The sequence below is a fragment of the Sulfitobacter sp. 1A15106 genome, from assembly GCF_043556995.1.
GTDB lineage: Bacteria > Pseudomonadota > Alphaproteobacteria > Rhodobacterales > Rhodobacteraceae > Sulfitobacter > Sulfitobacter faviae.
In genome coordinates this window covers 107,887-129,963 of record NZ_JBIFFM010000002.1, presented here as the reverse complement: position 1 = coordinate 129,963, position 22,077 = coordinate 107,887, and the positions used below count along the sequence as shown (strand labels likewise).

Genomic DNA, 22,077 nt, shown 5'->3' with positions numbered 1-22,077 from the left:
GACATGGGCGAACGGCCCCGGGGTGACCCGGTGGTCGTTTTTTTGTGTCTGCTCGGTTGGGGATAACCAACAAGAGGTAAAGCGATGACGATCATTACCCCGGAGCAAGAGACGGAAGACAGCGCGGAAATCCTGCGCGGTCTTCAAGAAGCTATCGGCGCGCTGCGTCGGGAAATCGAAGGTCTGACGGAACAGACCCGGTCCGGGGGGGAACTCAAGGAAACTGCGGTGTCTGGCAAAACGTCCAAAGTGGCGGGACTGCTGGCGCATTGCCTGAAAGCGGAGAACACGCTGAATGACTGTCGAAACCGACAAGCTGGAATCGCGCGCGGGGGCTATGCCCTCGACATGGACAAAGCGCGGGCTGACATCGGGTGCAAGCTGGATCGCCTGCGCCGATGCTCAGACCCAAGCGCAGTTTCTGAATGAACTCGGTGAGGGAGAGCTTCTGGCTCTCCCTTTTTTGTTTGAGTTCTGGGCGCTTGACCACCAACTGCCGCCCGAGGGCGATTGGCGGACATGGGTGATCATGGGCGGGCGCGGAGGGGGCAAGACGCGGGCCGGGGCCGAATGGATGCGCAGCAAGGTTGAGGGGAGCCGACCGCTTGACCCCGGCGCGTGCAGTCGCGTGGCGCTGGTGGGCGAGACGATCGAGCAGGTGCGCGAGGTGATGATCTTTGGCGACAGCGGCATTCTGGCCTGTAGCCCGCCGGATCGGCGGCCCGATTGGGAGGCGACGCGCAAGCGGTTGGTCTGGCCGAATGGGGCGATTGCCACGGTGCATACGGCGCATGACCCCGAAGGGCTGCGCGGGCCGCAGTTCGATGCAGCTTGGGTGGATGAATTAGCGAAGTGGAAGCGCGGGCAAGAGGCTTGGGATCAGTTGCAGTTTGCGCTGCGTTTGGGGGAGCGGCCTCAGGTCTGCGTGACGACGACACCGCGCAATGTGGATGTGTTGAAGGCGCTTTTGGCCGCGCCTTCAACGGTGACGACCCATGCGCCGACGGAGGCGAATGCGGCCAATCTGGCGGGGTCGTTCCTTGAAGAGGTGCGGGCGCGCTATCGCGGGACGCGGTTGGGGCGGCAGGAGTTGGATGGGGTTTTGCTGGCGGATGCAGAGGGGGCGCTGTGGACCTCGGCTTTGCTGGAGGCGGGGCGCTTGCAGAGGCCGCCCGCGCTCGATCGGATCGTCGTGGGGCTGGACCCGGCGACGACCAGCGGGGCGGGGTCGGATGAGTGCGGCATCCTGGTGGTCGGGGCGCAGACCAAGGGGCCGCCGCAGGATTGGCGGGCGGTGGTGCTCGCTGATTGCACGGTGCAGGGGGCCACGCCCAATGGATGGGCGCAGGCGGCGATTGCGGCGATGACGCGCTACGGAGCGGATCGGTTGGTGGCGGAGGTAAATCAGGGCGGGCAGTTGGTGGCCGAGGTCTTGCGACAGGTCGATCCGCTGGTCTCGCTCAAAACCGTTCATGCGGCGCGGGGCAAGGTGGCGCGGGCGGAGCCAGTGGCCGCGCTTTATGAGCAGGGGCGGGTGAGCCATTTGCCGGGGCTTGATGCGCTGGAGGATCAGATGTGTCTGATGACGGCGCGGGGGTACGAGGGCAAGGGCAGCCCGGACCGCGTCGATGCGCTGGTCTGGGCGCTGCATGAGCTGATGATCGAACCTGCCGCGCAGTGGCGCAGCCCGGGGGTGCGCAGCCTGTGAGCGGGCTGTTGCGCGGGGCAGCGCACGGTGGGTTTCTCCAGCGTTAAGGGATTTCAGGGAAAGTCTGACAACGCCGGGCAATGCGGGGCAGGTCTTCGCCGCCGGGGCCGGGCAGAATAAGGAGCGACGACATGGTATTCGATTTTCTACGGCGTGGCGCGGCAGGTGAGACGGCGGAGTGCAAAGCATCCGCCACGGGGCCGGTCGTCGCCTATCAGACCTCGGGCCGTGTCGCTTGGAGCCCCCGCGATAGCGTGAGCCTGACGCGTGCCGGGTTCTGCGGCAATCCAGTGGGGTTCCGCTCGGTCAAGCTGATCGCCGAGGCTGCGGCAGCGCTGCCGCTGGTCGTGCAGGACAGCGCGCGGCGCTATGACGAACACCCGCTGATCGCGCTGATGCGCCGTCCGAATGCGGGCCAAGGCCGGGCGGAGATGCTTGAGGCGCTGTATGGGCAGATGCTTTTGAGCGGCGATGGCTATGTCGAATCCGTGGGCGGTGAGAGCGGTTTGCCGGTAGAACTGCATGTACTGCGCTCGGACCGGATGAGCGTGGTGCCGGGGGCGGATGGCTGGCCTGTAGCCTATGAATATGCGGTGGGCGGGCGCAAGCATCGTTTTGATGCGAGCGGTGCGGCGACGCCGGTTTGTCATATCCGCAACTTTCATCCGCAGGACGATCACTACGGGTTCAGCCCCATGCAGGCGGCGGCCATGGCAATGGATGTGCATAATGCGGCGAGCCGTTGGTCGAAGGCATTGTTGGACAATGCCGCGCGGCCCTCTGGTGCGATCGTCTATCGCGGCGCCGAGGGGCAGGGCAAGCTGAGCGAGGATCAGTATGACCGGCTGGTGAGCGAGATGGAGAGCCATCACCAAGGCGCGCGCAATGCCGGGCGGCCGATGTTGCTGGAGGGCGGGCTCGACTGGAAGCCGATGGGTTTTTCGCCCTCGGATATGGAGTTTCAGAAAACAAAGGAGAGTGCGGCGCGGGAGATCGCGCTCGCCTTTGGGGTGCCGCCGATGCTGATCGGGGTGCAGGGCGATGCCACCTACGCGAATTATCAGGAGGCGCATCGGGCGTTCTATCGTCTGACGGTGCTGCCTTTGGCGACACGGGTGACGGCGGCGCTGGCGGAGTGGTTAAGCGGGTATCTGGGGGCGGCGGTGAGTTTGAAGCCGGACCTTGACCAAGTGCCTGCATTGGCGGCGGAGCGTGATGCGCAATGGGCGCGGGTGTCTGCGGCGGCGTTTCTGAGCGATGCGGAAAAACGCAGCCTGTTGGGGCTTCCGGCGGAGGCCGATGATGCCTGAGCTGCGTGAGATCGAGCGCTTCGAATGCGCGCCGGGGTTGCGGCTTCAGGCGCATGAGACGCTCAGCGCGGTGCATCGCGAGAACATGCAAAAGCGGCTCGACCGGATCGAGCAGATGATGGAGCGGTTGGAACGGCGGCTGTGGCTGACGGTCTACGGCGTGGTGGCGGTGATCTTGGCGCAGGCGGTGGAATCCTTTCTGGCGGTGGCGCCATAGCGGGCTGAACGAGGGAAAATACGATGACTTATCAATTGGATGCCTCCGGCGGCTGGTCGGAGAACGGGGAAGCTGTGCCTGCGGGCGGCGGGTTGGAGCATAAGTTCGCCCGGTTTGGCACGGTGTCACAGGTGGATGGCGGGCTGGAGATCAGCGGCTATGCGAGCCTCTTTGGCGCGGTGGATCAAGGGGGCGACGTGGTGGAAGCCGGTGCCTATGCGGTGAGCCTTGCGGCGGTCGCGAAGGCGGGGCGCAGCGTCAAGATGCTGTGGCAGCACGATCCCGCCCAGCCCATCGGCGTTTGGGACGAGGTGCGCGAGGATGGCCGGGGGCTTTGGGTCAAGGGGCGCATCCTTTGCACTGTGGCTAAGGGCCGGGAGGCGGCGGCGCTGATCGAGGCGGGGGCCATCGACGGGCTCAGTATCGGCTACCGCACTGTTAAGGCGGGCAAGACCACCAAGGGGCAGCGGCTGCTCTCGGAGCTGGAGCTTTGGGAGGTGTCTTTGGTGACCTTTCCGATGCTGCCTTCGGCGCGGGTCGGGGCGAAGGGGGAGTTCAGGGCCGTGGGCCATGTGCTGCGCGAGATGGCGGCGGCCTTTGATGCCGCGCGGGCCGAGATGGTGCGGGGCTGAGCCTGAGTTTGACTGAGCAGATCGAAGGAAAAGCGATGACCAAGAATGAGATGAGCACAAAGGCGGGCAAAGACCTGTCTCCGGCGGAGGAAGTGCGGCAGGCCGTGAGCGGTTTTGTCAGTGACTTCAATGGCTTTCGGGCCGAGATCAATACGAAACTTCAACAATCAGAAGAGCGAATTGCCATGATGGACCGCAAGATGACCCTGCCTGCCCGCAGCCCTTTGGGGAGCGCGATCGATCACGATGCGCCGCACAAGAAAGCCTTTGACGCCTATCTGCGCAACGGCGATGACGACGGACTGCGGGGGCTGGAACTGGACGGCAAATCGATGTCGACGGCGGTCAATTCGGACGGCGGCTATCTGGTGGATCCGCAAACCGCCGACCGGGTGCAATCTGTGTTGAATGCTGGCGCGTCGATCCGCGCGATTGCCTCGGTGGTGCAGGTGGAGGCCACGTCTTATGACGTGCTGGTCGATCACGCCGATGTGGGCGCTGGTTGGGCGACCGAGAGCGGCGCGCAGGCCGAGACGGACACGCCCCAGATCGACCGGATCACCGTGCCGCTGCATGAGCTGAGCGCGCTGCCCAAGGCGAGCCAACGTCTGCTAGATGACAGTGCCTTTGATATCGAAGGTTGGCTGGCGGGGCGTATCGCCGATAAATTTGCACGGGCCGAAGCGGCGGCCTTTGTCAGCGGTGACGGCATCGACAAGCCTACCGGTTTTCTGAGCCACCCTGCGGTGGACAACGACATCTGGACCTGGGGCAATCTGGGTTATGTCCCCAGCGGCACCAATGCCAACCCCGAAGCCGATGCGATTATCGAATTGGTGTACGCCCTTGGAGCGGCCTACCGCAAGAACGCGGTCTTCGTGATGAACTCCAAGACCACGGCCAAGGTGCGCAAGTTGAAAGATACCGATGGGCGGTTCTTGTGGTCCGACGGGTTGGCGGCGGGGGAGCCTGCGCGGCTCATGGGCTATCCGGTGCTGGTGGCCGAGGACATGCCCGATCCGGCGACCGATGCGATGGCCATCGCCTTTGGCGACTTTTCGGCAGGCTACACCGTGGCCGAGCGCCCCGATCTGCGGATCCTGCGCGACCCGTTCAGCGCCAAGCCGCATGTGCTGTTCTATGCCACCAAACGTGTCGGCGGCGACGTGAGCGATTTCGCGGCGATCAAGCTGATGAAATTCGGCCTGGCGTAAGCCGGTGCCGAAGCCGGGGCCGGGGCAACTTGGCCCCGGTCCGGACGTGCGCCTGCGAGGTTGCGTTGTCTAGCTGCTCCCCTCCGACCGAGCAATGCAACCGGTGCGCGTCCGGGAATAACCGCATGGCCCCAAGGGGCGCGGGAGCGATTTTTGGAGACGTTCGATGATGTTGATCGAAGAGACAAATGTGCCGGATGCGGTCTTGCCGGTTGAGGCCTTCAGAATGCATCTGCGCCTTGGCACCGGCTTTGCGCAGGACGGCCTTCAAGACCCGGTATTGCGCAGCTTCCTGCGCGCGGCGATGGCGGCGGTGGAGGCGCGAACGGGCAAGGTGTTGATCATTCGGCGGTTTGCCCTGTCGCTGACCTTTTGGCGCGATGCGGCGGCGCAGGTCTTGCCCGTGGCCCCGGTGCAAGAGATCGCGCGGGTGGCGCTTGTGGCGCGGGACGGGGTGGAGACGGCGGTGGACCCCGAGCGCTATTGGCTGGAGCGCGATGCGCAAGCGCCGCGTCTTCGGGCCAGCACCGGCGCCCTGCCGCGCATCCCAAGCGCGGGGGCCGCGCTAATCAGTTTCGACGCGGGCATGGCCGCCGATTGGGGCGGGTTGCCGGATGATTTGGCCCAAGCGGTGATGCTGCTTGCCGCGCATTACTATGAATACCGCGACGACACGGCGCTTGGTGAAGGGTGCATGCCTTTTGGTGTCAGCAGCCTGATCGAACGCTACCGCCGGGTGCGCCTCGGCTTTGGGGGGACGGCATGAGCCGCCCGCAGTTGAACCGGCCCCTTGTATTGGAAGCGCCGCAGCGCGTGAGCGATGGCGCGGGGGGGCATCGCGAGGTCTGGCAGCCCTTGGGCACTCTCTGGACCGATGTGCGCGCGCGGACGGGGCGGGAGACTGCGCAGGGCGGGGTGGCCGTCAGCCGGATGGGGGTCAAGATCACAGTGCGTGCGGCGCCGGAAGGTGCCCCGCAGCGACCAACCCCCGAGCAGCGGTTTCGCGAGGGCACGCGGGTCTTCGTGATCCGGGCCGTGGCCGAGAGCGATGCGGGCGGGCGCTATCTGATCTGCTTTGCCGATGAGGAGGTGGCGGTATGACCTATGCGCTTTCAGGGGCATTGCAGGCGGCGGTTTATGACCTGTTGCAGAGCGATCCGGGCCTCACCGCGCTGATCGGTGACGCGGTCTTTGACGCGGTGCCGGGGGGGAGCCTGCCAGAGACCTATGTGCTCTTGGGCCAAGAGGTGGCGAAGGACCTGTCGGACCCGCAGGGCGCGGGGGCGGAGCATCGCCTGACCCTGTCGGTAGTCACCAGCGCGCCGGGGTTCAGCACGGCGAAGGGCTGCGCGGCGGTGATCTCAGACCTGCTGCATGGGGCGGAGCCGGCGCTCAGCCGGGGGCGCGTGGTGGATATGGCCTTTCTCAAAGCGACGGCGCGACGGATCGACGGGGCCTCTGCCCGGCGGATCGACCTGCAATTCCGCGCCCGGGTCGCGGACGCATAAGACTTTAGATTTCAGATTGGTGCGAGGAGACAGTGATGGCAGTTCAAGCGGGCAAGGACCTTTTGGTCAAAGTGGATATGACCAGCGATGGGCAGTTCGAGACGATTGCCGGGCTCAGGGCCAAACGGGTGAGTTTCAACGCCGAAACGGTGGATGTGACCTCGCTCGATTCAAGCGGCGGTTGGCGGGAATTGCTGGCGGGTGCCGGTGTCCGCTCGGCCGCGATCAGCGGGTCGGGGGTGTTTCGCGATGCGGGCACGGATGAACGGGCGCGGCAGTTGTTTTTCAACGGGCTGACGCCGGATTTTCAGGTGATCATTCCGGATTTCGGCGTGGTGCAGGGGCCGTTTCAGGTCTCCGCTCTGGAATACGCGGGGTCGCTGAATGGGGAGGCCACCTTTGAGCTTAGCCTGCAATCGGCGGGGGAGCTGATCTTTACCCCTGATGTGGTAGTGTGAGCATGACCAACCCGTGGCGCGGCGAGGTGAGCCTCGTGATTGATGGCGAACGTCATGAGGCGCGGCTGACCCTCGGGGCCTTGGCCGAGTTGGAGGCCGCGTTGCAGGCCGACAGCCTTGTGGCCCTGGTAGAGCGGTTTGAAAGCAATCGTTTTTCGAGCCGCGATGTCTTGGCCCTGTTGCTCGCCGGGCTGCGCGGAGGCGGGGCGGAGATGGATGCCGCAACGCTTGAGCACGCGCAGATCGAGGGCGGGCCGATGGCGGCGGCGCGGGCGGCGGCGGAATTGCTGGCGCGGGCCTTTACGGTGCAGGCGTGAGCGCGGCAAGCGGCTTTGACTGGCCCGCGTTGCTGCGGGTGGGGCTGTCGCGATTGGGGCTGCCGCCGGATCAATTCTGGGCGCTGACGCCGGCGGAGTTGCAGTTGATGCTGGGGCCGAAGTCCGGCCCCGCGCCGCTGCTGAGCGATGGTCTCGCCGCGCTGATGGCGGCCTATCCAGATGAGACGAAAGGGGCCGGTGATGGCTGACTTTGACGATTTCGAGAACCTTGAGGGTCGCGCCGATGGGCTGAACGAGACGCTGGCGCAGACCAGCGGTTTGGTGGCCGGGTTCGACGGTGAGCTACGGCGGATGCGCGGCGCGCTTGCCGCGACGGGCAAAGACGTGGCGACGCTTGAGAAAGGGCTAAGCCGTGGGTTGCGGCGGGCCTTTGATGGGGTGGTCTTTGACGGTGCCAAACTCTCGGACGCGCTGAGCGACTTGGCGCAGTCGATGATCCGCACGACTTACAATGCCGCGATGCGACCAGTGACGGACCATTTCGGCGGGCTGATCAGCGAGGGCGTGGGCAGCATCGTAGAGGGGATATTGCCCTTCGCCGATGGCGCGCCTTTCTCGCAAGGTAAAGTCATGCCCTTCGCGCAGGGTGGGGTGGTTACCTCGGCGACCGCCTTTCCCATGCGCGGCGGCACGGGGCTGATGGGTGAGGCCGGGCCGGAGGCGATCATGCCCTTGGCGCGAGGGGCGGATGGCAAGCTGGGCGTGCGCGGCATGGGTGGCGGCGCGACGACCATCGTGATGAACATCACCACCCCCGATGTGCAGGGGTTTCAGCGCAGCCAAAGCCAGATTGCAGCACAGTTGAGCCGTGCCCTCAGCACCGGCAACCGCAACCGATAGGCCATGCGGCGGATAAAGGAGTAGATCATGCAGTTTCACGAGGTCAGATTTCCCCCGTCGTTGAGCTTTGGCTCTATCGGGGGGCCGCGGCGGCAGACGGATGTGGTCACCTTGGCCAACGGCCATGAGGAGCGCAACACGCCCTGGGCCCATTCGCGGCGGGTCTATGATGCCGGGCTGGGGATGCGCTCGATCGATGATCTACAGGTGCTGATTGCCTTTTTCGAGGCACGCATGGGACAGATGTACGGGTTTCGCTGGAAAGATTGGGCCGATTATAAGTCGGGCAAAATGGCGCTTCCGGTGGCTTTCGACGACCAGAGCATCGGCTATGGGGATGGGGTCCGGGCGGCGTTTCAACTGACCAAGACCTACCCCTCGGGCGCGCAGTCCTATCGCCGTCCGATCACCAAACCGGTGGCCGGGACCGTGCGCGTGGGGCTGGAGCAGGATGAGCTGCGCGAGGGCGTCGAATATGAGGTCGACGCAGAGAGCGGGATCATCACCTTTGCCCATCCGCCCGACCCTGAGATCGAGGTTTTTGCGGGCTTCGAGTTCGACGTGCCGGTGCGCTTTGACACCGACCGCATTCTGGTCTCGGTCGAGAGCTTTCAGGCCGGACAGGTGCCCGACGTGCCGGTGATCGAGGTGCGGGTCTGATGGCGGGGCTGGACTCGGGGTTTGCGGCCCATATCGCAGGCGGTGTGACGACGCTGTGCCATTGCTGGCAGGTGACGAGGGCGGATGGGGCGGTGTTTGCCTTTACCGATCACGATAGGCCGCTGATGTTCGACGGTGTCACCTTTCGTGCCGATACCGGGCTGAGCGCGCGGGCGCTCGCCCAAACCAGCGGGCTGTCGGTCGACAATACGGAGGCGCTCGGCGCGCTCAGCGATGATGCGATCCGCGAGGATGAGATCGAACAGGGGCGCTTTGACGGGGCCGAGGTACAGGCGTGGCTGGTGAACTGGGCGGAGCCCGCGCAGCGGCGGCTGCAATTTCGCGGCTCAATCGGTGAGCTGCACCGCGCGGGGGGCAGCTTTCGCGCCGAGTTGCGCGGGCTGACGGAACCGCTCAACCGACCCATGGGGCGGGTCTATCAAAAGCCCTGTTCGGCGGTGTTGGGGGATAGCGATTGCCGGTTCGATCTCACCGCGCCCGGCTATGGTGAGACGCGTGTGGTCGAGACGGTGGCGGAGGCGCAGTATTTCCGTTGGACCGCGTTCCCGGGCTACGAGGAAGGTTGGTTTGCGCGAGGGCGGCTTGATGTGCTGGAGGGGCCCGCGGCGGGGCTCTGGGGCATGGTCAAACGTGACTACCATGAGGACGGGGAGCGCGTGATCGAGCTTTGGCAGCCGATCCGCGGCGCGGTGGCGGCGGGCACCCGTGTCCGGCTTACCGCAGGCTGCGACAAGCGGATGGAGACCTGTCGACTGAAGTTCAACAACCTACTGAACTATCGCGGCTTTCCCGATTTGCCGGGGGAGGATTGGATGATGGCAGTGCCCCGGTCGGACGGTGCGAACGGCGGCGGGTCACGCCGATGAGTGCTGCGGGGGAGCGTTTGGTGCAGGCCGCCCGCGGATGGATCGGGACGCCCTATGTGCATCAGGCTGCGACAAAGGGGGCGGGCTGCGATTGTCTGGGGCTGATCCGGGGGCTTTGGCGGGAGCTGTTGGGCGCGGAGCCTGAGGCGGTGCCGGCCTATTCGATGGATTGGTCCGAGCCGCAGGGGGAGGAGCGGCTCTGGGCGGCGGCGCTGCGGCACATGGCGATGAAAGACAGCGGTGATGCGGCCCCCGGTGACGTGCTGCTTTTCCGAATGCGGCAGGGTGCGGTGGCAAAGCACCTTGGGCTACAGGCGCGCGTCGGGGCCAGCGCCAGTTTCATTCACGCCTATGCGCGGCACGGGGTGGTGGAAAGCCCGCTCAGCCCGCCATGGCAACGGCGCATCGTGGCGCGTTTTGTATTTCCTGAGGAGGCCTCCTGATGGCGACGATTGTTCTTTCGGCAGCGGGGGCGGCGGTTGGCGGCTCCATCGGGGGCACACTGGCGGGGCTGTCTTCGGTCGCGGTGGGCCGCGCGGTGGGGGCGAGCCTTGGGCGATTGGTGGATCAACGCTTGCTGGGCCAAGGCGGAGAGGCGGTCGAGACCGGTAAGGTGGATCGCTTTCGCCTGACAGGCTCGGGCGAGGGGGCCGCGATCTCGCAGCTTTACGGGCGGATGCGACTGGCGGGGCATGTCATCTGGGCCTCGCAGTTTCAAGAAGTCACCGAAGTCAGCGGCGGCGGCAAAGGCGGCCCGCCGACACCAAAGACCACCGAATACAGCTATACCGTCAGCCTTGCCATCGCGCTCTGCGAAGGGGAGATCACCAGCGTTGGGCGTATCTGGGCAGATGGGGAGGAGATCGCCCCGGACGATCTGAATATGCGCGTTTACCGAGGCGCGGCGGACCAGCAGCCCGACCCGACCATCGCCGCGATCGAGGGCGCGGACCGGGTGCCCGCCTATCGCGGCACAGCCTATGTGGTGATGGAAGACCTCCCGCTTGCGCAATTTGGCAACCGGGTGCCGCAGTTCTCTTTCGAGGTGCTGCGCCCCGAACAACCGCAAGCGCCGGGCTGGGAGCACGCCCCCGCCTATGGGGTTCAGGGGGTCGCCTTGATCCCCGGCACGGGGGAATACGCGCTGGCGACGACCCCGGTGCATTACACCGACGGCCCCGGCAGCCGGTGGAGCGCCAATGTGAACTCGCCCGCCGCCAAGACCGATTTCGCGGTGTCCTTGGAAAGTCTGACCGAGGAATTGCCACGGTTGGAAGCCACTTCTCTCGTCGTGTCGTGGTTTGGCGGCGATCTGCGCTGCGGCGACTGCCGCCTGCGGCCCAAGGTCGAAGACCCCGATATCGATGGGGAGAACATGCCTTGGCGGGTCTCTGGCGTGACGCGTGGCACGGCACAGGTGATCACCCAGCAAGACGCGCGCCCGATCTACGGCGGCACGCCAGCCGATGCGGCGGTGGTTGAGGCCATTCACGCGCTGAAGGCGGCGGGCAAGGCGGTGATGTTCTACCCGTTTATCTTGATGGATCAGACCGAAGGAAACGGGCTGCCGGACCCCTATAGCGATGCCGAGGATCAGCCCCGCCTGCCGTGGCGTGGGCGGATCACGCTTTCGGTGGCCCCGGGGCGACCGGGCAGCCCGGACGGTACGGCGGTGGCAGAAGCCGAGGTGGCGGCGTTTTTCGGAACCGTCACGGCTGCGGATTTTGCGGTGGGCGAAGGCTCGGTCATCTACAACGGCCCCGAGGAATGGACCCTGTCGCGCTTCATCTTGCACTATGCCGCGCTTTGCGCCGCGGCAGGCGGGGTCGAGGCGTTCTGCATCTCCTCGGAGATGCGGGGGCTGACGCAGATACGCGCGGCAGGCAACAGCTTTCCCGCGGTGGCCGCGCTGCGGGCCTTGGCCGGAGAGGTGCGGGCCTTGTTGGGGCCGGAGGTTAAGATCAGCTATGCCGCTGATTGGTCTGAGTATTTCGGCTATCACCCGCAGGATGGCAGCGGCGATGTCTTCTTTCACCTTGATCCGCTATGGGCCGACCCGCAGATCGATTTCATCGGGATCGACAACTACATGCCGCTGTCCGATTGGCGCGATGAGGAGGGGCATCTGGACGGCGAGGACTGGCCCGCGATCTACGATGTTGGCTATCTGAAATCCAACATCGAAGGCGGCGAGGGCTATGACTGGTACTACCATTCGCCCGAGGCCCGCGACGCGCAGATCCGCACGCCGATCACCGATGGCGCGCATGATGAGCCTTGGGTGTACCGCTACAAAGACCTGCGCCAATGGTGGGAGAGCCCGCACCACCCGCGTATCGGCGGGCAGCGGCAGGCGGCTCCAACGGAATGGCAGCCCATGTCGAAACCGATCTGGTTCACGGAATACGGCTGCGCGGCCATCGACAAAGGGGCGAACCAGCCCAACAAGTTCCTCGATCTGAAGAGCTCGGAAAGCGCCTTGCCGCATTATTCCACGGGCGCACGGGACGATCTGATGCAGATGCAATATCTGCGGGCGATCTCGGATTACTGGGGTGATCCGGCGCATAATCCGATTTCGGAGGAATATGGCGCGCCGATGCTGGATATGACGCGCGCTTTTGTCTGGGCATGGGACACGCGGCCGTTTCCCTTCTTCCCCAATAATGTCGATCTCTGGAGCGATGGAGAGAATTACAGCCGGGGCCACTGGCTGAACGGGCGCGCCTCGGCGCGGTCGCTGGCCTCGGTCGTGGGAGAGATTTGCCGCCGCGCGGGTGTGGCGCATTTCGATACCTCCGCGCTGTTCGGCTATGTGCGCGGCTATACGGTGGCCGAGGTTGGCGAGGCGCGGGCCGCGCTGCAACCGCTGATGCTGCGCTATGGATTTGACGCGATCGAGCGCGACGGGGTTTTGCAGTTTCGGATGCGTGACGGGGCGGATGCGTTGCCCCTCGACCCCGATCACTTGGCGGTTCACCCCGACCTGAGCGGGTTGACCGAGCAGTTGCGTGAGGCGGAGGCCGAAGTCTCGGGCCGTGTGCGGCTGCGGTTCATTCAGGCCGATGCGGATTTTGACGCGATTGCCGAAGAGGCGGTTCTGGCGGATGAGGCGACCCATGCGGTCACCGGGACCGAGCTGAACATGGCCTTGACCCGAGGCGAGGGGCGGCAGGTGGCCGAACGCTGGCTGACCGAAGCGCGCGTCGCGCGTGAGACGCTGCGGCTGGCATTGCCACCGTCGCGGATGGCTGTCGGGGCGGGGGATGTGATCGAACTGCCGGGCGATGGGGCGGAGGGGCCGGGGCGCTACCGCGTCGACCGGGTGGAACAGGCCGGTTCTCTGCTGATCGACGCCGTTCGGATTGAGCCCGAAGTCTATGATCCCGCACCGCTTGATGAAGAGCTTGCAGCACTGCGCCCCTTCGTCCCGCCGCTGCCGGTTCTGCCGCAGTTCATGGACCTCCCGCTTTTGCGCGGGGATGAGGTGCCCCATGCGCCGCATCTGGCGGTGACGGCGACCCCTTGGCCGGGGTCCGTCGCGGTCTATCGCTCTGCCGTGGATTCGGATTATGCGCTAAACGCCGTCGTGGCGAACCGGTCGATCATGGGCGTTACCCAAACGCCGCTAAGCGCGGCACGACCAGGGTTGATCGACGCGGGGCCGGTGCTGGAGGTTAAATTGACCAGCGGCAGTCTCCAATCCGTTAGCAAAGAGGCGCTCTTGAATGGGGCGAACCTTGCCGCCATCGGGGATGGGAGCGCAGATCGTTGGGAGTTGTTCCAGTTTCAAGAGGTGCAGCTTGTCGCCCCGATGACCTATTGGCTGACGGGTCGTTTGCGCGGGCAGGCAGGCAGCGATGGGTTGATGCCCGCGTTTTGGCCCGCCGAATCGCGCTTTGTGCTGATGAACGGGACGCCACAGCAGGTCGAGCTGAGCCCGCATTTGCGCCGCGTGGCACAGCATTACCGCATCGGGCCTGCGCGGCGACCGGTGGATGACCCCTCTTACCTGCATCAGGTTCATGCCTTTGACGGGAATGGTCTGCGGCCCTACAGCCCCTGTCATCTGCGGGCCGAGGCTGGGGCCAGTGGCGATATCACCCTTAGCTGGATTCGTCGAACGCGGATCGACGGCGACCCTTGGGAGGGGCCGGAGGTGCCGCTTGGCGAGGAGAGTGAACGCTATCTCTTACGCGTTTACGAAGGCAACGAGCAACGGCGGGAGGTGCTGCTCGATACGCCGCGGTGGATCTATAGCACTGCGGCACGGGCGGCTGATGGCGTCAGCGGAGCGTTTGACGTGACGGTGGCACAGGTCTCGGCCACATATGGCGCGGGGCCGACTACAGGTTTGGCCGTCCCCGGATAGGCCCGCGCGTTATCACGATTTTGAGCATGTGCGGATTTACAAATGGTCCTACGCTATTGCATGAGCTACCCATACGGCAGAGTGAAGGAGCCCGTGCCATGGCGCAGACACGCAAAAATATCTCGAAAGTGGACCCGGTCTGGGACCAGATTCAGCAAGAGGCCGAGGATGCGGTGCGTGATGAGCCGTTGATCGGCGGCTTTGTGCATGCCTGTATCCTGCACCATAAATCTATCGAGAATGCGCTTTCCTACCGCATCGCGGCCAAGCTTTCGTCGAACGAGATGTCGATGATGGTCGTGCGCGAAATGGTCGAAGAAGCCTATGCCGAAGACCCCGATCTCGTCGCCGCGGCGCGTGCGGATCTGGTGGCCATCTATGACCGCGACCCGGCCTGCCACCGTTTGTTGCAGCCGATTCTATATTTCAAAGGCTATCAGGCGGTGCAGGCCTACCGTGTGGGCCATTACCTCTATGCCAAGGGCAAGCGCGATCTGGCCTATTTCATCCAGATGCGGGTGAGCGAGATTTTTGGCGTGGATATCCATCCGGCGGCCAAGATGGGCAAGGGCATCATGATCGACCACGCGCATTCCATCGTCATCGGTGAGACGGCGGTGGTGGGCGACAACGTCTCAATGCTGCATTCGGTGACCCTTGGCGGGACCGGCAAAGAGGAAGAGGACCGTCACCCCAAGATCGGCAATGGCGTCTTGATCGGCGCGGGCGCGAAGGTTTTGGGCAATATCTCTATCGGCCATTGCAGCCGCATCGCGGCGGGGTCGGTGGTGCTGGAGCCTGTGCCCGCCTGCAAAACCGTCGCCGGGATCCCCGCGCGGATCGTTGGGGAGGCGGGCTGCGATCAGCCGTCGATGTCGATGAACCATCTCTTCGGGCCAGACGCCGAATAACGGCAGATGCCAGTATCGCAAAAAAAGCCGGGGCATGCCCCGGCTTTCTTCGTTTGTGAGATGCCGCCTTTAGGCCAACATGATCATCGGATTTTCAAGGTTCTCGACAATTGCGTTCAACAGCTGGGCCCCGAGCGCCCCGTCGATCACGCGGTGATCGACAGAGAGGGTCACGGACATAACTGTCGCCGCCGTGATTTCACCGTCCTTGCCGATGATCGGTTTCTTCACGCCCGCGCCCACGGCGAGGATCGCACCATGCGGCGGGTTGATGACCGCGTCGAAATTGTCGATCCCGAACATGCCGAGGTTGGAGATCGCGAAACTGCCGCCCTGATACTCATGCGGTGCCAGCTTGCGGTCGCGGGCGCGGGTGGCGAGGTCTTTCATCTGCGCCGAGAGGGTCGAGAGCGACTTGGTGTCGGCGTCCTGTAGCACGGGGGTGAACAGCCCGCCTTCGATGGCCACGGCCACGGCCACGTCCGAGGGTTTGAGCTTCAGGATCCGATCCCCGGCCCAGACCGCGTTGGCATCGGGCACCGATTGCAGCGCCAGCGCGCAGGCTTTGATAATGAAATCGTTAACCGAGAGCTTCACGCCGCGGGCTTCGAGCTGCTTGTTCAGATCGCTGCGGAAAGACAGCAGCGCGTCGATTTCAATGTCGCGGCGCAGGTAGAAATGCGGGACCGTCTGCTTGGCCTCGGTGAGGCGCGCGGCGATGGTCTTGCGCATCCCGTCGAGCTTGACCTCTTCGACCTCGCGATCCTCGTACATCTTGCGCACGGCGTCGGAGGAGGGGCCAGCGGGGGCAGGCTGTGTCACCGGCGCGGCGTCCTTGGCGGCGGTGGGGCTGTCGGCCTTGGCAGCCGTCGGCTGGGCGCTTTCCACATCGGCTTTGACAATCCGACCACGCGGGCCGCTGCCTTCGATTTGGGTGAGGTCCAGCCCCTTGTCCGCAGCGATCCGGCGGGCGAGGGGGGAGGCGAAGATGCGCCCGCCCTTGTCGTCCTTGGGGGCGGCGGGGGCTTTGGCGTCGCTCTTGGTATGCGCGTCATTCGCATCCGTCGCACCGCGGCCATAGCCCGCTTCGGGCGTTTCGGCCTCGGCTGCTTTGGGCGCTTCCTCGGCCTGAGGTTTCTCTTCTTTGGCCGGGGCGGCGCTGTCGATGTCGTCGGCGCTTTCGCCTTCCTCGAGCAGCACGGCGATCGGCGTGTTTACCTTCACGCCTTCGCTGCCTTCTTCGATCAAGATCCTGCCGATGGTGCCTTCGTCGACGGCTTCGAACTCCATCGTGGCCTTGTCGGTCTCAATCTCGGCGAGGATGTCGCCCGAGGCGACCTCGTCCCCTTCCTTGACCAGCCATTTGGCGAGCGTGCCTTCCTCCATTGTGGGCGAAAGGGCGGGCATGAGAATTTCTGTGGGCATGATCCGCTCCTTACCGGTAGGTGACTTTGCGCACGGCCTCGATCACCTCGTCGGTGGTGACCAGCGCGTGTTTTTCGAGGTTGGCGGCATAGGGCATGGGCACGTCCTTGCCGGTGCAGGTGATGACCGGGGCGTCGAGGTAGTCGAACGCCTCCTGCATGATCACGCCGCTGATGTAGCCACCCACCGAGCCCTGCGGCCAGCCTTCTTCGACGGTCACGCAGCGGTTGGTCTTCATCACGGATTTCAAGACCGTCTCGGTGTCCATCGGGCGCAGGGTGCGCAGGTCGATGACCTCGGCCTCGATGCCGTCCTCGGCGAGTTTTTCCGCCGCTTCCAGCGCATAGGTCATGCCGATGCCGAAGCTGACGATGGTGACATCCGCGCCCTCGCGCCAGATCCGGGCCTTGCCGAAGGGGACGGTGTAATCCTCGAGATCGGGCACATCGAAGCTGCGACCGTAGAGGATTTCGTTCTCGAGGAAAATCACCGGGTTGGGGTCGCGGATCGCGGTCTTCATCAAGCCTTTGTAATCGCTGGCCGAATAGGGCATCGCGACCTTGAGGCCGGGGATCTGCATGAACCAGGCGGCGTAGTCTTGGGAGTGCTGGGCACCCACACGCGCCGCCGCACCGTTGGGGCCTCGGAAAACCATGGGCGCGCCCATCTGGCCGCCGGACATGTAAAGCGTCTTGGCCGCGGAGTTGATGATCTGGTCCATCGCCTGCATGGCGAAGTTGAAGGTCATGAATTCGACGATGGGGCGCAGACCGCCGAAGGCCGCGCCGACGCCGATACCGGCAAAGCCGTGCTCGGTGATCGGCGTGTCGATCACGCGCTTGGCGCCGAATTCGTCCAGCAGACCTTGGGAAATCTTATAGGCGCCTTGGTACTCGGCCACTTCCTCGCCCATGAGCAAGACGTTCTCGTCGCGGCGCATTTCCTCGGCCATGGCGTCGCGCAGCGCTTCGCGGACGGTCTGCTGCTTCATCTCGGTGCCTTCGGGCCAGTCGGGGCTGGTGTCCGGCTCGGGTTGTTTCTTGCCTTCGGCGGGCGTCTCGCGGTCGTCGTCCGAGGATTTGGCCTGCGCGGGCTTGGCGTCATCGCCCTTGCCTTCGGCGGGGGCGGATTTGGCGCTGTCGATGTCGGAGGCGTCTTCGCCTTCTTCCAGCAGCACAGCGATTGCGGTGTTCACTTTGACGCCTTCGGTGCCTTCTTCGATCAGGATCTTGCCGATGGTGCCTTCGTCCACGGCTTCGAATTCCATCGTGGCCTTGTCGGTCTCGATCTCGGCGAGGATGTCACCGGAGGAGACTTCGTCGCCCTCCTTGACCAGCCATTTCGCCAGCGTGCCTTCTTCCATGGTGGGGCTGAGGGCGGGCATGAGAATTTCGGTTGCCATTGCTTCAGGCCTCCTGCGGAACTTCGGTTGCGTAGATGTCGGTCCAGAGCTCGTCGAGATTGGGCTCCGGGCTTTCCTTGGCGAAATCGGCGCTTTCGTTCACGATCTGCTTGATCTCCTTGTCGATGGCCTTGAGATCTTCTTCGCTCGCGTGGTTGCCCTCCAAGAGCAGGCTGCGCACGGCCTCGATCGGGTCGCGTTCGTCGCGCATTTTCTGCACTTCCTCGCGGGTGCGGTATTTCGCGGGGTCAGACATGGAGTGGCCGCGGTAGCGGTAGGTCTTGATCTCCAGAATATAGGGGCCGTCCTTGCGGGCGTGTTCCACGGCTTTCTGACCGGCTTCCTTCACCGCCAGCACATCCATGCCGTCGACCGCCTCACCGGGGATGCCGAAGGCGCGGCCACGTTCCCAGATCTCGGCCGAGGAGGTCGAGCGCTGCTGCGAGGTGCCCATGGCGTATTGGTTGTTCTCGATCACGAAGATCACCGGCAGTTTCCACAGAGCGGCCATGTTGAAGGTCTCGTAGACCTGGCCCTGGTTCGCCGCACCATCGCCGAAATAGGTGAAGGTGACGCGCCCGTTGCCCTTGTATTGATCAGCAAAGGCAAGGCCCGCGCCAAGCGGCACCTGCGCCGCGACGATGCCGTGACCGCCATAAAAATGCTTCTCTTTCGAGAACATGTGCATCGAGCCGCCCTTGCCCTTGGAATAGCCGCCTTCGCGGCCCGTAAGCTCGGCCATGACGCCGTTAGGGTCCATGCCGCAGGCCAGCATATGGCCGTGGTCGCGGTAGGAGGTGATGCGCTTGTCGCCTTCCTCAGCAGCGGCCTCAAGCCCAACAACGACCGCTTCTTGTCCGATATAGAGGTGACAGAACCCCCCGATCAGCCCCATGCCGTAGAGTTGTCCGGCTTTCTCTTCAAACCGCCGGATCAGCAGCATGTCGCGGTAGTAGCTGGTCAGCTCCTCCGCCGAGACATTGGGTTTCTTGCTCGATTTCCTCGCGGCCATGGACGTCTCCTCCGTCGGCTTTGGTCAGGTGCCAAAAGTAGTTTAGCGTTAAACTATTCCCTAACGCATTCCAGAATGGATTGCGAGAGACTTTGTGACGTGGTGCGCGCACCACGGCTGACAAGGCGAAGGAGGCCAGAGATTTGGTGTGATTGCAAGGCCGCAGGCGCAGGGCAGGGGCCAAGAGACGATAAGCCGCGAAAGCTCAGCGAATGACGATCTCATCGGTGCGGACCATGCCCAGCACTTTGCGCGCGCGTTCGTCCAGAAGATCAAGGTCGAGGTAGTCGTCCGACAGGCGGCGGGTCAGGTTTTCCATCCGGGCAACTTCGGCGCGGACCTCGGCCAAACGGTCGCTCAGCTTTTGGTTCTCGGCCACGATCTCGGTCCGACGGAACAGGCCGAAATCCCCCTGCACGGCGGCAAAGGTAAAATACAGGCTCAGCGCGAATGCGATTGCGAAGAACAGCAATGTGCCGAAAGCCGGTCGGGTGTTGCGTGTCATGGTACTGCCTCTGCGTCTCTTGGCGGACGTGACATCAGTATGGCACAGGCGATTCGTCATGGGAATCCCACAATTGCGGGAAACCCGGTGTTTTTAGCGGTAAATCGCCTTTTTACGCAGCCGACCCATCCAATGCGGCCACGCCCGGCAGGGTCTTGCCCTCCATCCATTCAAGGAAGGCGCCCCCGGCGGTGGAGATATAGGTGAAATCATCCGCCACGCCCGCTTGGTTCAGCGCCGCGACCGTGTCACCGCCCCCGGCGACGGAGATCAGCGTGCCGTCGCGGGTCTTGGCGGCGGCGGCTTGAGCCGCGGCGACGGTGGCAGTGTCGAAGGGCGGGATTTCAAAGGCCCCCATGGGGCCGTTCCAGATCAGGGTGCGCAGTTCGGCGAAGGCCGTCTCGACCAGTGCGACAGTCTCGGGGCCGGCGTCGAGCACCATCTGATCTGTCGCGAGTTTTGCATCAGGCCCAAGCGGGGCGACCTCATGGGCCGCACCCTTGGCGAACTCCCGCGAGACCAGACCGTCGACCGGCAGGATGACCCGGCAGCCTGCCTTTTCGGCCTGCGCCATGATGTCCTTGGCCGTGTCGTAATAGTCCGGCTCTTCCAACGATTTGCCCAGATCGGCCCCGAGTGCGGCGAGGAAGGTGTTTGCCATGCCGCCGCCGATAACCAAGACGTCGAGCCGGTTCACGAGGTTCTCCAAAAGCGCGATCTTGGTCGAGACTTTGGCCCCGCCTACGACAGCGCCCACCGGGCGCTCGGGCTTGGCCAGTGCCGCCTCCAGCGCCGAGAGCTCCGCCTGCATCAAGCGCCCTGCGCAGGCAGGCAGCAGCCGCGCCAGCGCCTCGGTCGAGGCATGGGCGCGGTGCGCGGCAGAGAAGGCATCGTTGCAATAGATATCGCCGAGCGCGGCCAGTTGGCGGGCGAAATCTTCGTCATTGGCCTCTTCACCGGGGTAGAAGCGGATGTTTTCCATGAGTTGCAGATCGGCCTGCGCGTCGCCTGCGGCCTCCAGCGATGGCAAGAATGCCACGTCGCGGCCCAGGGCCTTTTCCAGCGCGGGAAGGACTTGGCGCAGGCTCATTTCCTCGACGACCTTGCCCTTGGGCCGTCCGAAATGCGCCAGCAGCGTCACCTTGCCGCCGCGCGACAGGATGTCGTTCACCGTGGGGACGATCCGCTCGATCCGCGTGGCATCGGTGACGCGGCCCTCTTCGACCGGCACGTTGATGTCGACACGCAAGAGCACGCACTTGCCGTCCAGTTCCATATCGTCCAGTGATTTCCAGCCCATCGGTCTTCTCCCAATCCAATCTCTTGCGCTGTGTTTTGCTGTTATCTGGCCTCAGGTCAATGCGCGGCTTGGCAATCGCGGCCAAGCTCCTTAGGTATCTGGCAAAGACAAACCAAAGGATTGCCCCATGGCCGAGATCAAAGACCCCGAGAACACCATCCTGATGGAACTGAAAGGCGGCACCGTCACCATCGAACTGATGCCCGACCTCGCTCCCAAACATGTGGAGCGGATGAAGGAACTGGCCCGCGCCGGGAAATATGACAACGTCGCCTTCCACCGCGTGATCGATGGCTTCATGGCCCAAACCGGCGACGTGGCCAATGGCAACATGGAAGACAACTTCAACCTGCGCGCGGCCGGCACTGGCGGGTCGGACCTGCCGAACCTGCCCGCAGAATTCTCCAAGGTTCCGCACGCACGCGGCACCATCGGTGCGGCCCGTTCGGCCAACCCCGACAGCGCCAACAGCCAGTTCTTCATCAACTTCAAGGACAATGACTTCCTCAACGGTCAATACACCGTTTACGGGCAGGTCATTTCCGGCATGGAGCATGTCGACGCGATCACCCGGGGCGAGCCGCCTGCGAACCCTGACCGCATGATCTCCGTCAAGGTCGCCGCAGATGCGTAAGATCGCCACCTCTAGCGCAGTTCTCGCGCTTCTCGGCTCGGCGGCAATGGCCACCGGGCTCGAGATCGATGTCGCGGGCGAGGCCAATGGCACCGTCAAGATCGACCTGCTCGAAGATGTGGCGCCCAACCATGTCGCGCAGATCACCGAATTGGCCGAGGAAGGCGCCTATGACGGGGTGGTCTTTCACCGCGTGATCGACGGCTTCATGGCCCAGACCGGCGACGTGCAATTCGGTCGCGCCGACGGCGACACCGCCCGCGCGGGCATGGGCGGCTCCGAGAAGCCCGACCTCAAAGCCGAGTTCTCGGACATCGCCTATGAGAAAGGCGTCGTCGGCATGGCCCGTAGCCAGAGCCCGAACAGTGCCAACAGCCAGTTCTTCATCATGTTCGACGAAGCACCTTTCCTCAACGGTCAGTACACCGTTGTCGGCAAGGTCACCGAAGGGCAGGACGTGGTCGATGCCATCAAGCGCGGCACCGGCCCGAACGGGGCCGTCGTGGGCACGCCGGACGTGATGAAAACGGTCACCGTGACCGAGTAACGTCCCGACTAGCATCGCGTGGGGTGGGCTTGCTCACCCCGCGCATCGGCCAGCTCAGGCCGTGATGAAATGAGCGTTATCGCCAGTGGTCTGCCAGCAGCGCAGCGCGGCGCATATTCCGAACTACTGATATTGGCGAAGCGGGCAGGGTGCAGCGTAGACTGTCCCCCCAAAAGCAAACAGGCGCCGCATTGTCT

Annotated in this window: 25 protein-coding genes; 20 read left to right on the top strand and 5 right to left on the bottom strand. The window is 64.3% G+C overall.

Features of this window, described 5'->3' with window-relative positions:
- Positions 1-84 precede the first annotated feature (84 nt).
- The 18 genes from ACGYKA_RS03225 (at position 85) to cysE (ending at position 15,055) form a co-directional block, all read left to right on the top strand.
- Positions 85-429, top strand: coding sequence for a hypothetical protein (locus ACGYKA_RS03225; RefSeq protein WP_394412631.1), 345 nt, complete (start codon positions 85-87; stop codon positions 427-429).
- Complete coding sequence (locus tag ACGYKA_RS03220) at positions 338-1,708, top strand: DNA-packaging protein (protein ID WP_394412826.1); 1,371 nt, start codon at positions 338-340, stop codon at positions 1,706-1,708. The genes ACGYKA_RS03225 and ACGYKA_RS03220 overlap by 92 nt, the downstream gene beginning before the upstream one ends.
- Positions 1,709-1,839: 131 nt before the next feature.
- Positions 1,840-3,018, top strand: coding sequence for a phage portal protein (locus ACGYKA_RS03215; protein ID WP_394412628.1), 1,179 nt, complete (start codon positions 1,840-1,842; stop codon positions 3,016-3,018).
- Positions 3,008-3,235 (top strand): hypothetical protein, encoded by a 228-nt coding sequence (locus tag ACGYKA_RS03210; protein WP_394412625.1) that lies wholly within the window; start codon positions 3,008-3,010, stop codon positions 3,233-3,235. The genes ACGYKA_RS03215 and ACGYKA_RS03210 overlap by 11 nt, the downstream gene beginning before the upstream one ends.
- A 23-nt stretch (positions 3,236-3,258) precedes the next feature.
- Positions 3,259-3,867 (top strand): HK97 family phage prohead protease, encoded by a 609-nt coding sequence (locus tag ACGYKA_RS03205; RefSeq protein ID WP_394412622.1) that lies wholly within the window; start codon positions 3,259-3,261, stop codon positions 3,865-3,867.
- A 35-nt stretch (positions 3,868-3,902) separates the two neighbouring features.
- Positions 3,903-5,081: a phage major capsid protein gene (locus tag ACGYKA_RS03200; protein ID WP_394412619.1), complete on the top strand. Its 1,179-nt coding sequence runs from the start codon at positions 3,903-3,905 to the stop codon at positions 5,079-5,081.
- A 166-nt stretch (positions 5,082-5,247) separates the two neighbouring features.
- The gene (locus ACGYKA_RS03195) at positions 5,248-5,847 is read left to right on the top strand and encodes a head-tail connector protein (protein ID WP_394412616.1); all 600 of its coding nucleotides are present in this window, start codon (positions 5,248-5,250) and stop codon (positions 5,845-5,847) included.
- Positions 5,844-6,182: a head-tail adaptor protein gene (locus ACGYKA_RS03190; protein ID WP_394412613.1), complete on the top strand. Its 339-nt coding sequence runs from the start codon at positions 5,844-5,846 to the stop codon at positions 6,180-6,182. The genes ACGYKA_RS03195 and ACGYKA_RS03190 overlap by 4 nt, the downstream gene beginning before the upstream one ends.
- A complete protein-coding gene (locus ACGYKA_RS03185; protein WP_394412611.1) occupies positions 6,179-6,589 on the top strand; it encodes a DUF3168 domain-containing protein in 411 nt (136 codons plus the stop codon). The genes ACGYKA_RS03190 and ACGYKA_RS03185 overlap by 4 nt, the downstream gene beginning before the upstream one ends.
- 35 nt (positions 6,590-6,624) lie before the next feature.
- Positions 6,625-7,047, top strand: a complete 423-nt coding sequence (locus ACGYKA_RS03180; RefSeq protein ID WP_067263135.1) for a phage major tail protein, TP901-1 family — start codon at positions 6,625-6,627, stop codon at positions 7,045-7,047.
- A 2-nt stretch (positions 7,048-7,049) separates the two neighbouring features.
- Positions 7,050-7,364, top strand: a complete 315-nt coding sequence (locus tag ACGYKA_RS03175) for a gene transfer agent family protein (RefSeq protein ID WP_168612779.1) — start codon at positions 7,050-7,052, stop codon at positions 7,362-7,364.
- Positions 7,361-7,573 carry a rcc01693 family protein gene (locus ACGYKA_RS03170; RefSeq protein WP_394412607.1) on the top strand — a complete coding sequence of 71 codons (213 nt, stop codon included), beginning with the start codon at positions 7,361-7,363 and terminating at the stop codon, positions 7,571-7,573. Before ACGYKA_RS03175 ends, ACGYKA_RS03170 begins: the two co-directional genes overlap by 4 nt.
- Positions 7,566-8,225, top strand: coding sequence for a phage tail tape measure protein (locus ACGYKA_RS03165; protein ID WP_394412604.1), 660 nt, complete (start codon positions 7,566-7,568; stop codon positions 8,223-8,225). The genes ACGYKA_RS03170 and ACGYKA_RS03165 overlap by 8 nt, the downstream gene beginning before the upstream one ends.
- Before the next feature lie 27 nt (positions 8,226-8,252).
- Positions 8,253-8,885 carry a TIGR02217 family protein gene (locus ACGYKA_RS03160; RefSeq protein WP_394412601.1) on the top strand — a complete coding sequence of 211 codons (633 nt, stop codon included), beginning with the start codon at positions 8,253-8,255 and terminating at the stop codon, positions 8,883-8,885.
- Positions 8,885-9,772 carry a DUF2163 domain-containing protein gene (locus ACGYKA_RS03155; RefSeq protein WP_394412598.1) on the top strand — a complete coding sequence of 296 codons (888 nt, stop codon included), beginning with the start codon at positions 8,885-8,887 and terminating at the stop codon, positions 9,770-9,772. The genes ACGYKA_RS03160 and ACGYKA_RS03155 overlap by 1 nt, the downstream gene beginning before the upstream one ends.
- Entirely contained in the window at positions 9,769-10,215 is a 447-nt protein-coding gene (locus ACGYKA_RS03150) for an NlpC/P60 family protein (RefSeq protein WP_394412595.1), read from the top strand. Before ACGYKA_RS03155 ends, ACGYKA_RS03150 begins: the two co-directional genes overlap by 4 nt.
- Positions 10,215-14,144, top strand: a complete 3,930-nt coding sequence (locus tag ACGYKA_RS03145; protein ID WP_394417576.1) for a glycoside hydrolase/phage tail family protein — start codon at positions 10,215-10,217, stop codon at positions 14,142-14,144. Before ACGYKA_RS03150 ends, ACGYKA_RS03145 begins: the two co-directional genes overlap by 1 nt.
- Positions 14,145-14,242: 98 nt before the next feature.
- Positions 14,243-15,055, top strand: coding sequence for a serine O-acetyltransferase (cysE, locus tag ACGYKA_RS03140; protein WP_394412590.1), 813 nt, complete (start codon positions 14,243-14,245; stop codon positions 15,053-15,055).
- Positions 15,056-15,124: 69 nt separating this feature from the next.
- Here cysE and ACGYKA_RS03135 read toward each other — a convergent pair whose 3' ends face one another.
- From ACGYKA_RS03135 to ACGYKA_RS03115, 5 genes are all read right to left on the bottom strand, one after another.
- A complete protein-coding gene (locus ACGYKA_RS03135; protein WP_394412587.1) occupies positions 15,125-16,480 on the bottom strand; it encodes a pyruvate dehydrogenase complex dihydrolipoamide acetyltransferase in 1,356 nt (451 codons plus the stop codon).
- Positions 16,481-16,490: 10 nt separating this feature from the next.
- Positions 16,491-17,882 (bottom strand): pyruvate dehydrogenase complex E1 component subunit beta, encoded by a 1,392-nt coding sequence (locus ACGYKA_RS03130; RefSeq protein WP_394412584.1) that lies wholly within the window; start codon positions 17,880-17,882, stop codon positions 16,491-16,493.
- Between the two features lie 4 nt (positions 17,883-17,886).
- Positions 17,887-18,894, bottom strand: a complete 1,008-nt coding sequence (gene pdhA / locus ACGYKA_RS03125) for a pyruvate dehydrogenase (acetyl-transferring) E1 component subunit alpha (protein WP_067265381.1) — start codon at positions 18,892-18,894, stop codon at positions 17,887-17,889.
- 205 nt (positions 18,895-19,099) lie between these two features.
- Positions 19,100-19,399: a septum formation initiator family protein gene (locus ACGYKA_RS03120; protein WP_067265383.1), complete on the bottom strand. Its 300-nt coding sequence runs from the start codon at positions 19,397-19,399 to the stop codon at positions 19,100-19,102.
- Positions 19,400-19,511: 112 nt separating this feature from the next.
- Positions 19,512-20,699 carry a phosphoglycerate kinase gene (locus ACGYKA_RS03115; RefSeq protein WP_394412581.1) on the bottom strand — a complete coding sequence of 396 codons (1,188 nt, stop codon included), beginning with the start codon at positions 20,697-20,699 and terminating at the stop codon, positions 19,512-19,514.
- Between the two features lie 127 nt (positions 20,700-20,826).
- Here ACGYKA_RS03115 and ACGYKA_RS03110 point away from each other — a divergent pair, with 127 nt between their 5' ends.
- On the top strand, positions 20,827-21,333 hold the full coding sequence (locus ACGYKA_RS03110) for a peptidylprolyl isomerase (protein ID WP_394412579.1): 507 nt from the start codon (positions 20,827-20,829) through the stop codon (positions 21,331-21,333).
- On the top strand, positions 21,326-21,880 hold the full coding sequence (locus tag ACGYKA_RS03105; RefSeq protein ID WP_394412577.1) for a peptidylprolyl isomerase: 555 nt from the start codon (positions 21,326-21,328) through the stop codon (positions 21,878-21,880). Before ACGYKA_RS03110 ends, ACGYKA_RS03105 begins: the two co-directional genes overlap by 8 nt.
- Positions 21,881-22,077 lie beyond the last annotated feature (197 nt).

Coding starts and splice junctions, on each gene's coding strand:
- ACGYKA_RS03130 (WP_394412584.1), bottom strand. CDS start 17,882: ATGGCAACCGAAATTCTCATGCCCGCCCTCAGCCCCACCATGGAAGAA.
- ACGYKA_RS03120 (WP_067265383.1), bottom strand. CDS start 19,399: ATGACACGCAACACCCGACCGGCTTTCGGCACATTGCTGTTCTTCGCA.
- ACGYKA_RS03135 (WP_394412587.1), bottom strand. CDS start 16,480: ATGCCCACAGAAATTCTCATGCCCGCCCTTTCGCCCACAATGGAGGAA.
- ACGYKA_RS03215 (WP_394412628.1), top strand. CDS start 1,840: ATGGTATTCGATTTTCTACGGCGTGGCGCGGCAGGTGAGACGGCGGAG.
- ACGYKA_RS03160 (WP_394412601.1), top strand. CDS start 8,253: ATGCAGTTTCACGAGGTCAGATTTCCCCCGTCGTTGAGCTTTGGCTCT.
- ACGYKA_RS03105 (WP_394412577.1), top strand. CDS start 21,326: ATGCGTAAGATCGCCACCTCTAGCGCAGTTCTCGCGCTTCTCGGCTCG.
- ACGYKA_RS03175 (WP_168612779.1), top strand. CDS start 7,050: ATGACCAACCCGTGGCGCGGCGAGGTGAGCCTCGTGATTGATGGCGAA.
- ACGYKA_RS03210 (WP_394412625.1), top strand. CDS start 3,008: ATGATGCCTGAGCTGCGTGAGATCGAGCGCTTCGAATGCGCGCCGGGG.
- ACGYKA_RS03115 (WP_394412581.1), bottom strand. CDS start 20,699: ATGGGCTGGAAATCACTGGACGATATGGAACTGGACGGCAAGTGCGTG.
- ACGYKA_RS03205 (WP_394412622.1), top strand. CDS start 3,259: ATGACTTATCAATTGGATGCCTCCGGCGGCTGGTCGGAGAACGGGGAA.
- ACGYKA_RS03110 (WP_394412579.1), top strand. CDS start 20,827: ATGGCCGAGATCAAAGACCCCGAGAACACCATCCTGATGGAACTGAAA.
- ACGYKA_RS03190 (WP_394412613.1), top strand. CDS start 5,844: ATGAGCCGCCCGCAGTTGAACCGGCCCCTTGTATTGGAAGCGCCGCAG.
- ACGYKA_RS03165 (WP_394412604.1), top strand. CDS start 7,566: ATGGCTGACTTTGACGATTTCGAGAACCTTGAGGGTCGCGCCGATGGG.
- cysE (WP_394412590.1), top strand. CDS start 14,243: ATGGCGCAGACACGCAAAAATATCTCGAAAGTGGACCCGGTCTGGGAC.
- ACGYKA_RS03150 (WP_394412595.1), top strand. CDS start 9,769: ATGAGTGCTGCGGGGGAGCGTTTGGTGCAGGCCGCCCGCGGATGGATC.
- ACGYKA_RS03225 (WP_394412631.1), top strand. CDS start 85: ATGACGATCATTACCCCGGAGCAAGAGACGGAAGACAGCGCGGAAATC.
- ACGYKA_RS03145 (WP_394417576.1), top strand. CDS start 10,215: ATGGCGACGATTGTTCTTTCGGCAGCGGGGGCGGCGGTTGGCGGCTCC.
- ACGYKA_RS03185 (WP_394412611.1), top strand. CDS start 6,179: ATGACCTATGCGCTTTCAGGGGCATTGCAGGCGGCGGTTTATGACCTG.
- pdhA (WP_067265381.1), bottom strand. CDS start 18,894: ATGGCCGCGAGGAAATCGAGCAAGAAACCCAATGTCTCGGCGGAGGAG.
- ACGYKA_RS03220 (WP_394412826.1), top strand. CDS start 338: ATGCCCTCGACATGGACAAAGCGCGGGCTGACATCGGGTGCAAGCTGG.
- ACGYKA_RS03155 (WP_394412598.1), top strand. CDS start 8,885: ATGGCGGGGCTGGACTCGGGGTTTGCGGCCCATATCGCAGGCGGTGTG.
- ACGYKA_RS03180 (WP_067263135.1), top strand. CDS start 6,625: ATGGCAGTTCAAGCGGGCAAGGACCTTTTGGTCAAAGTGGATATGACC.
- ACGYKA_RS03195 (WP_394412616.1), top strand. CDS start 5,248: ATGATGTTGATCGAAGAGACAAATGTGCCGGATGCGGTCTTGCCGGTT.
- ACGYKA_RS03200 (WP_394412619.1), top strand. CDS start 3,903: ATGACCAAGAATGAGATGAGCACAAAGGCGGGCAAAGACCTGTCTCCG.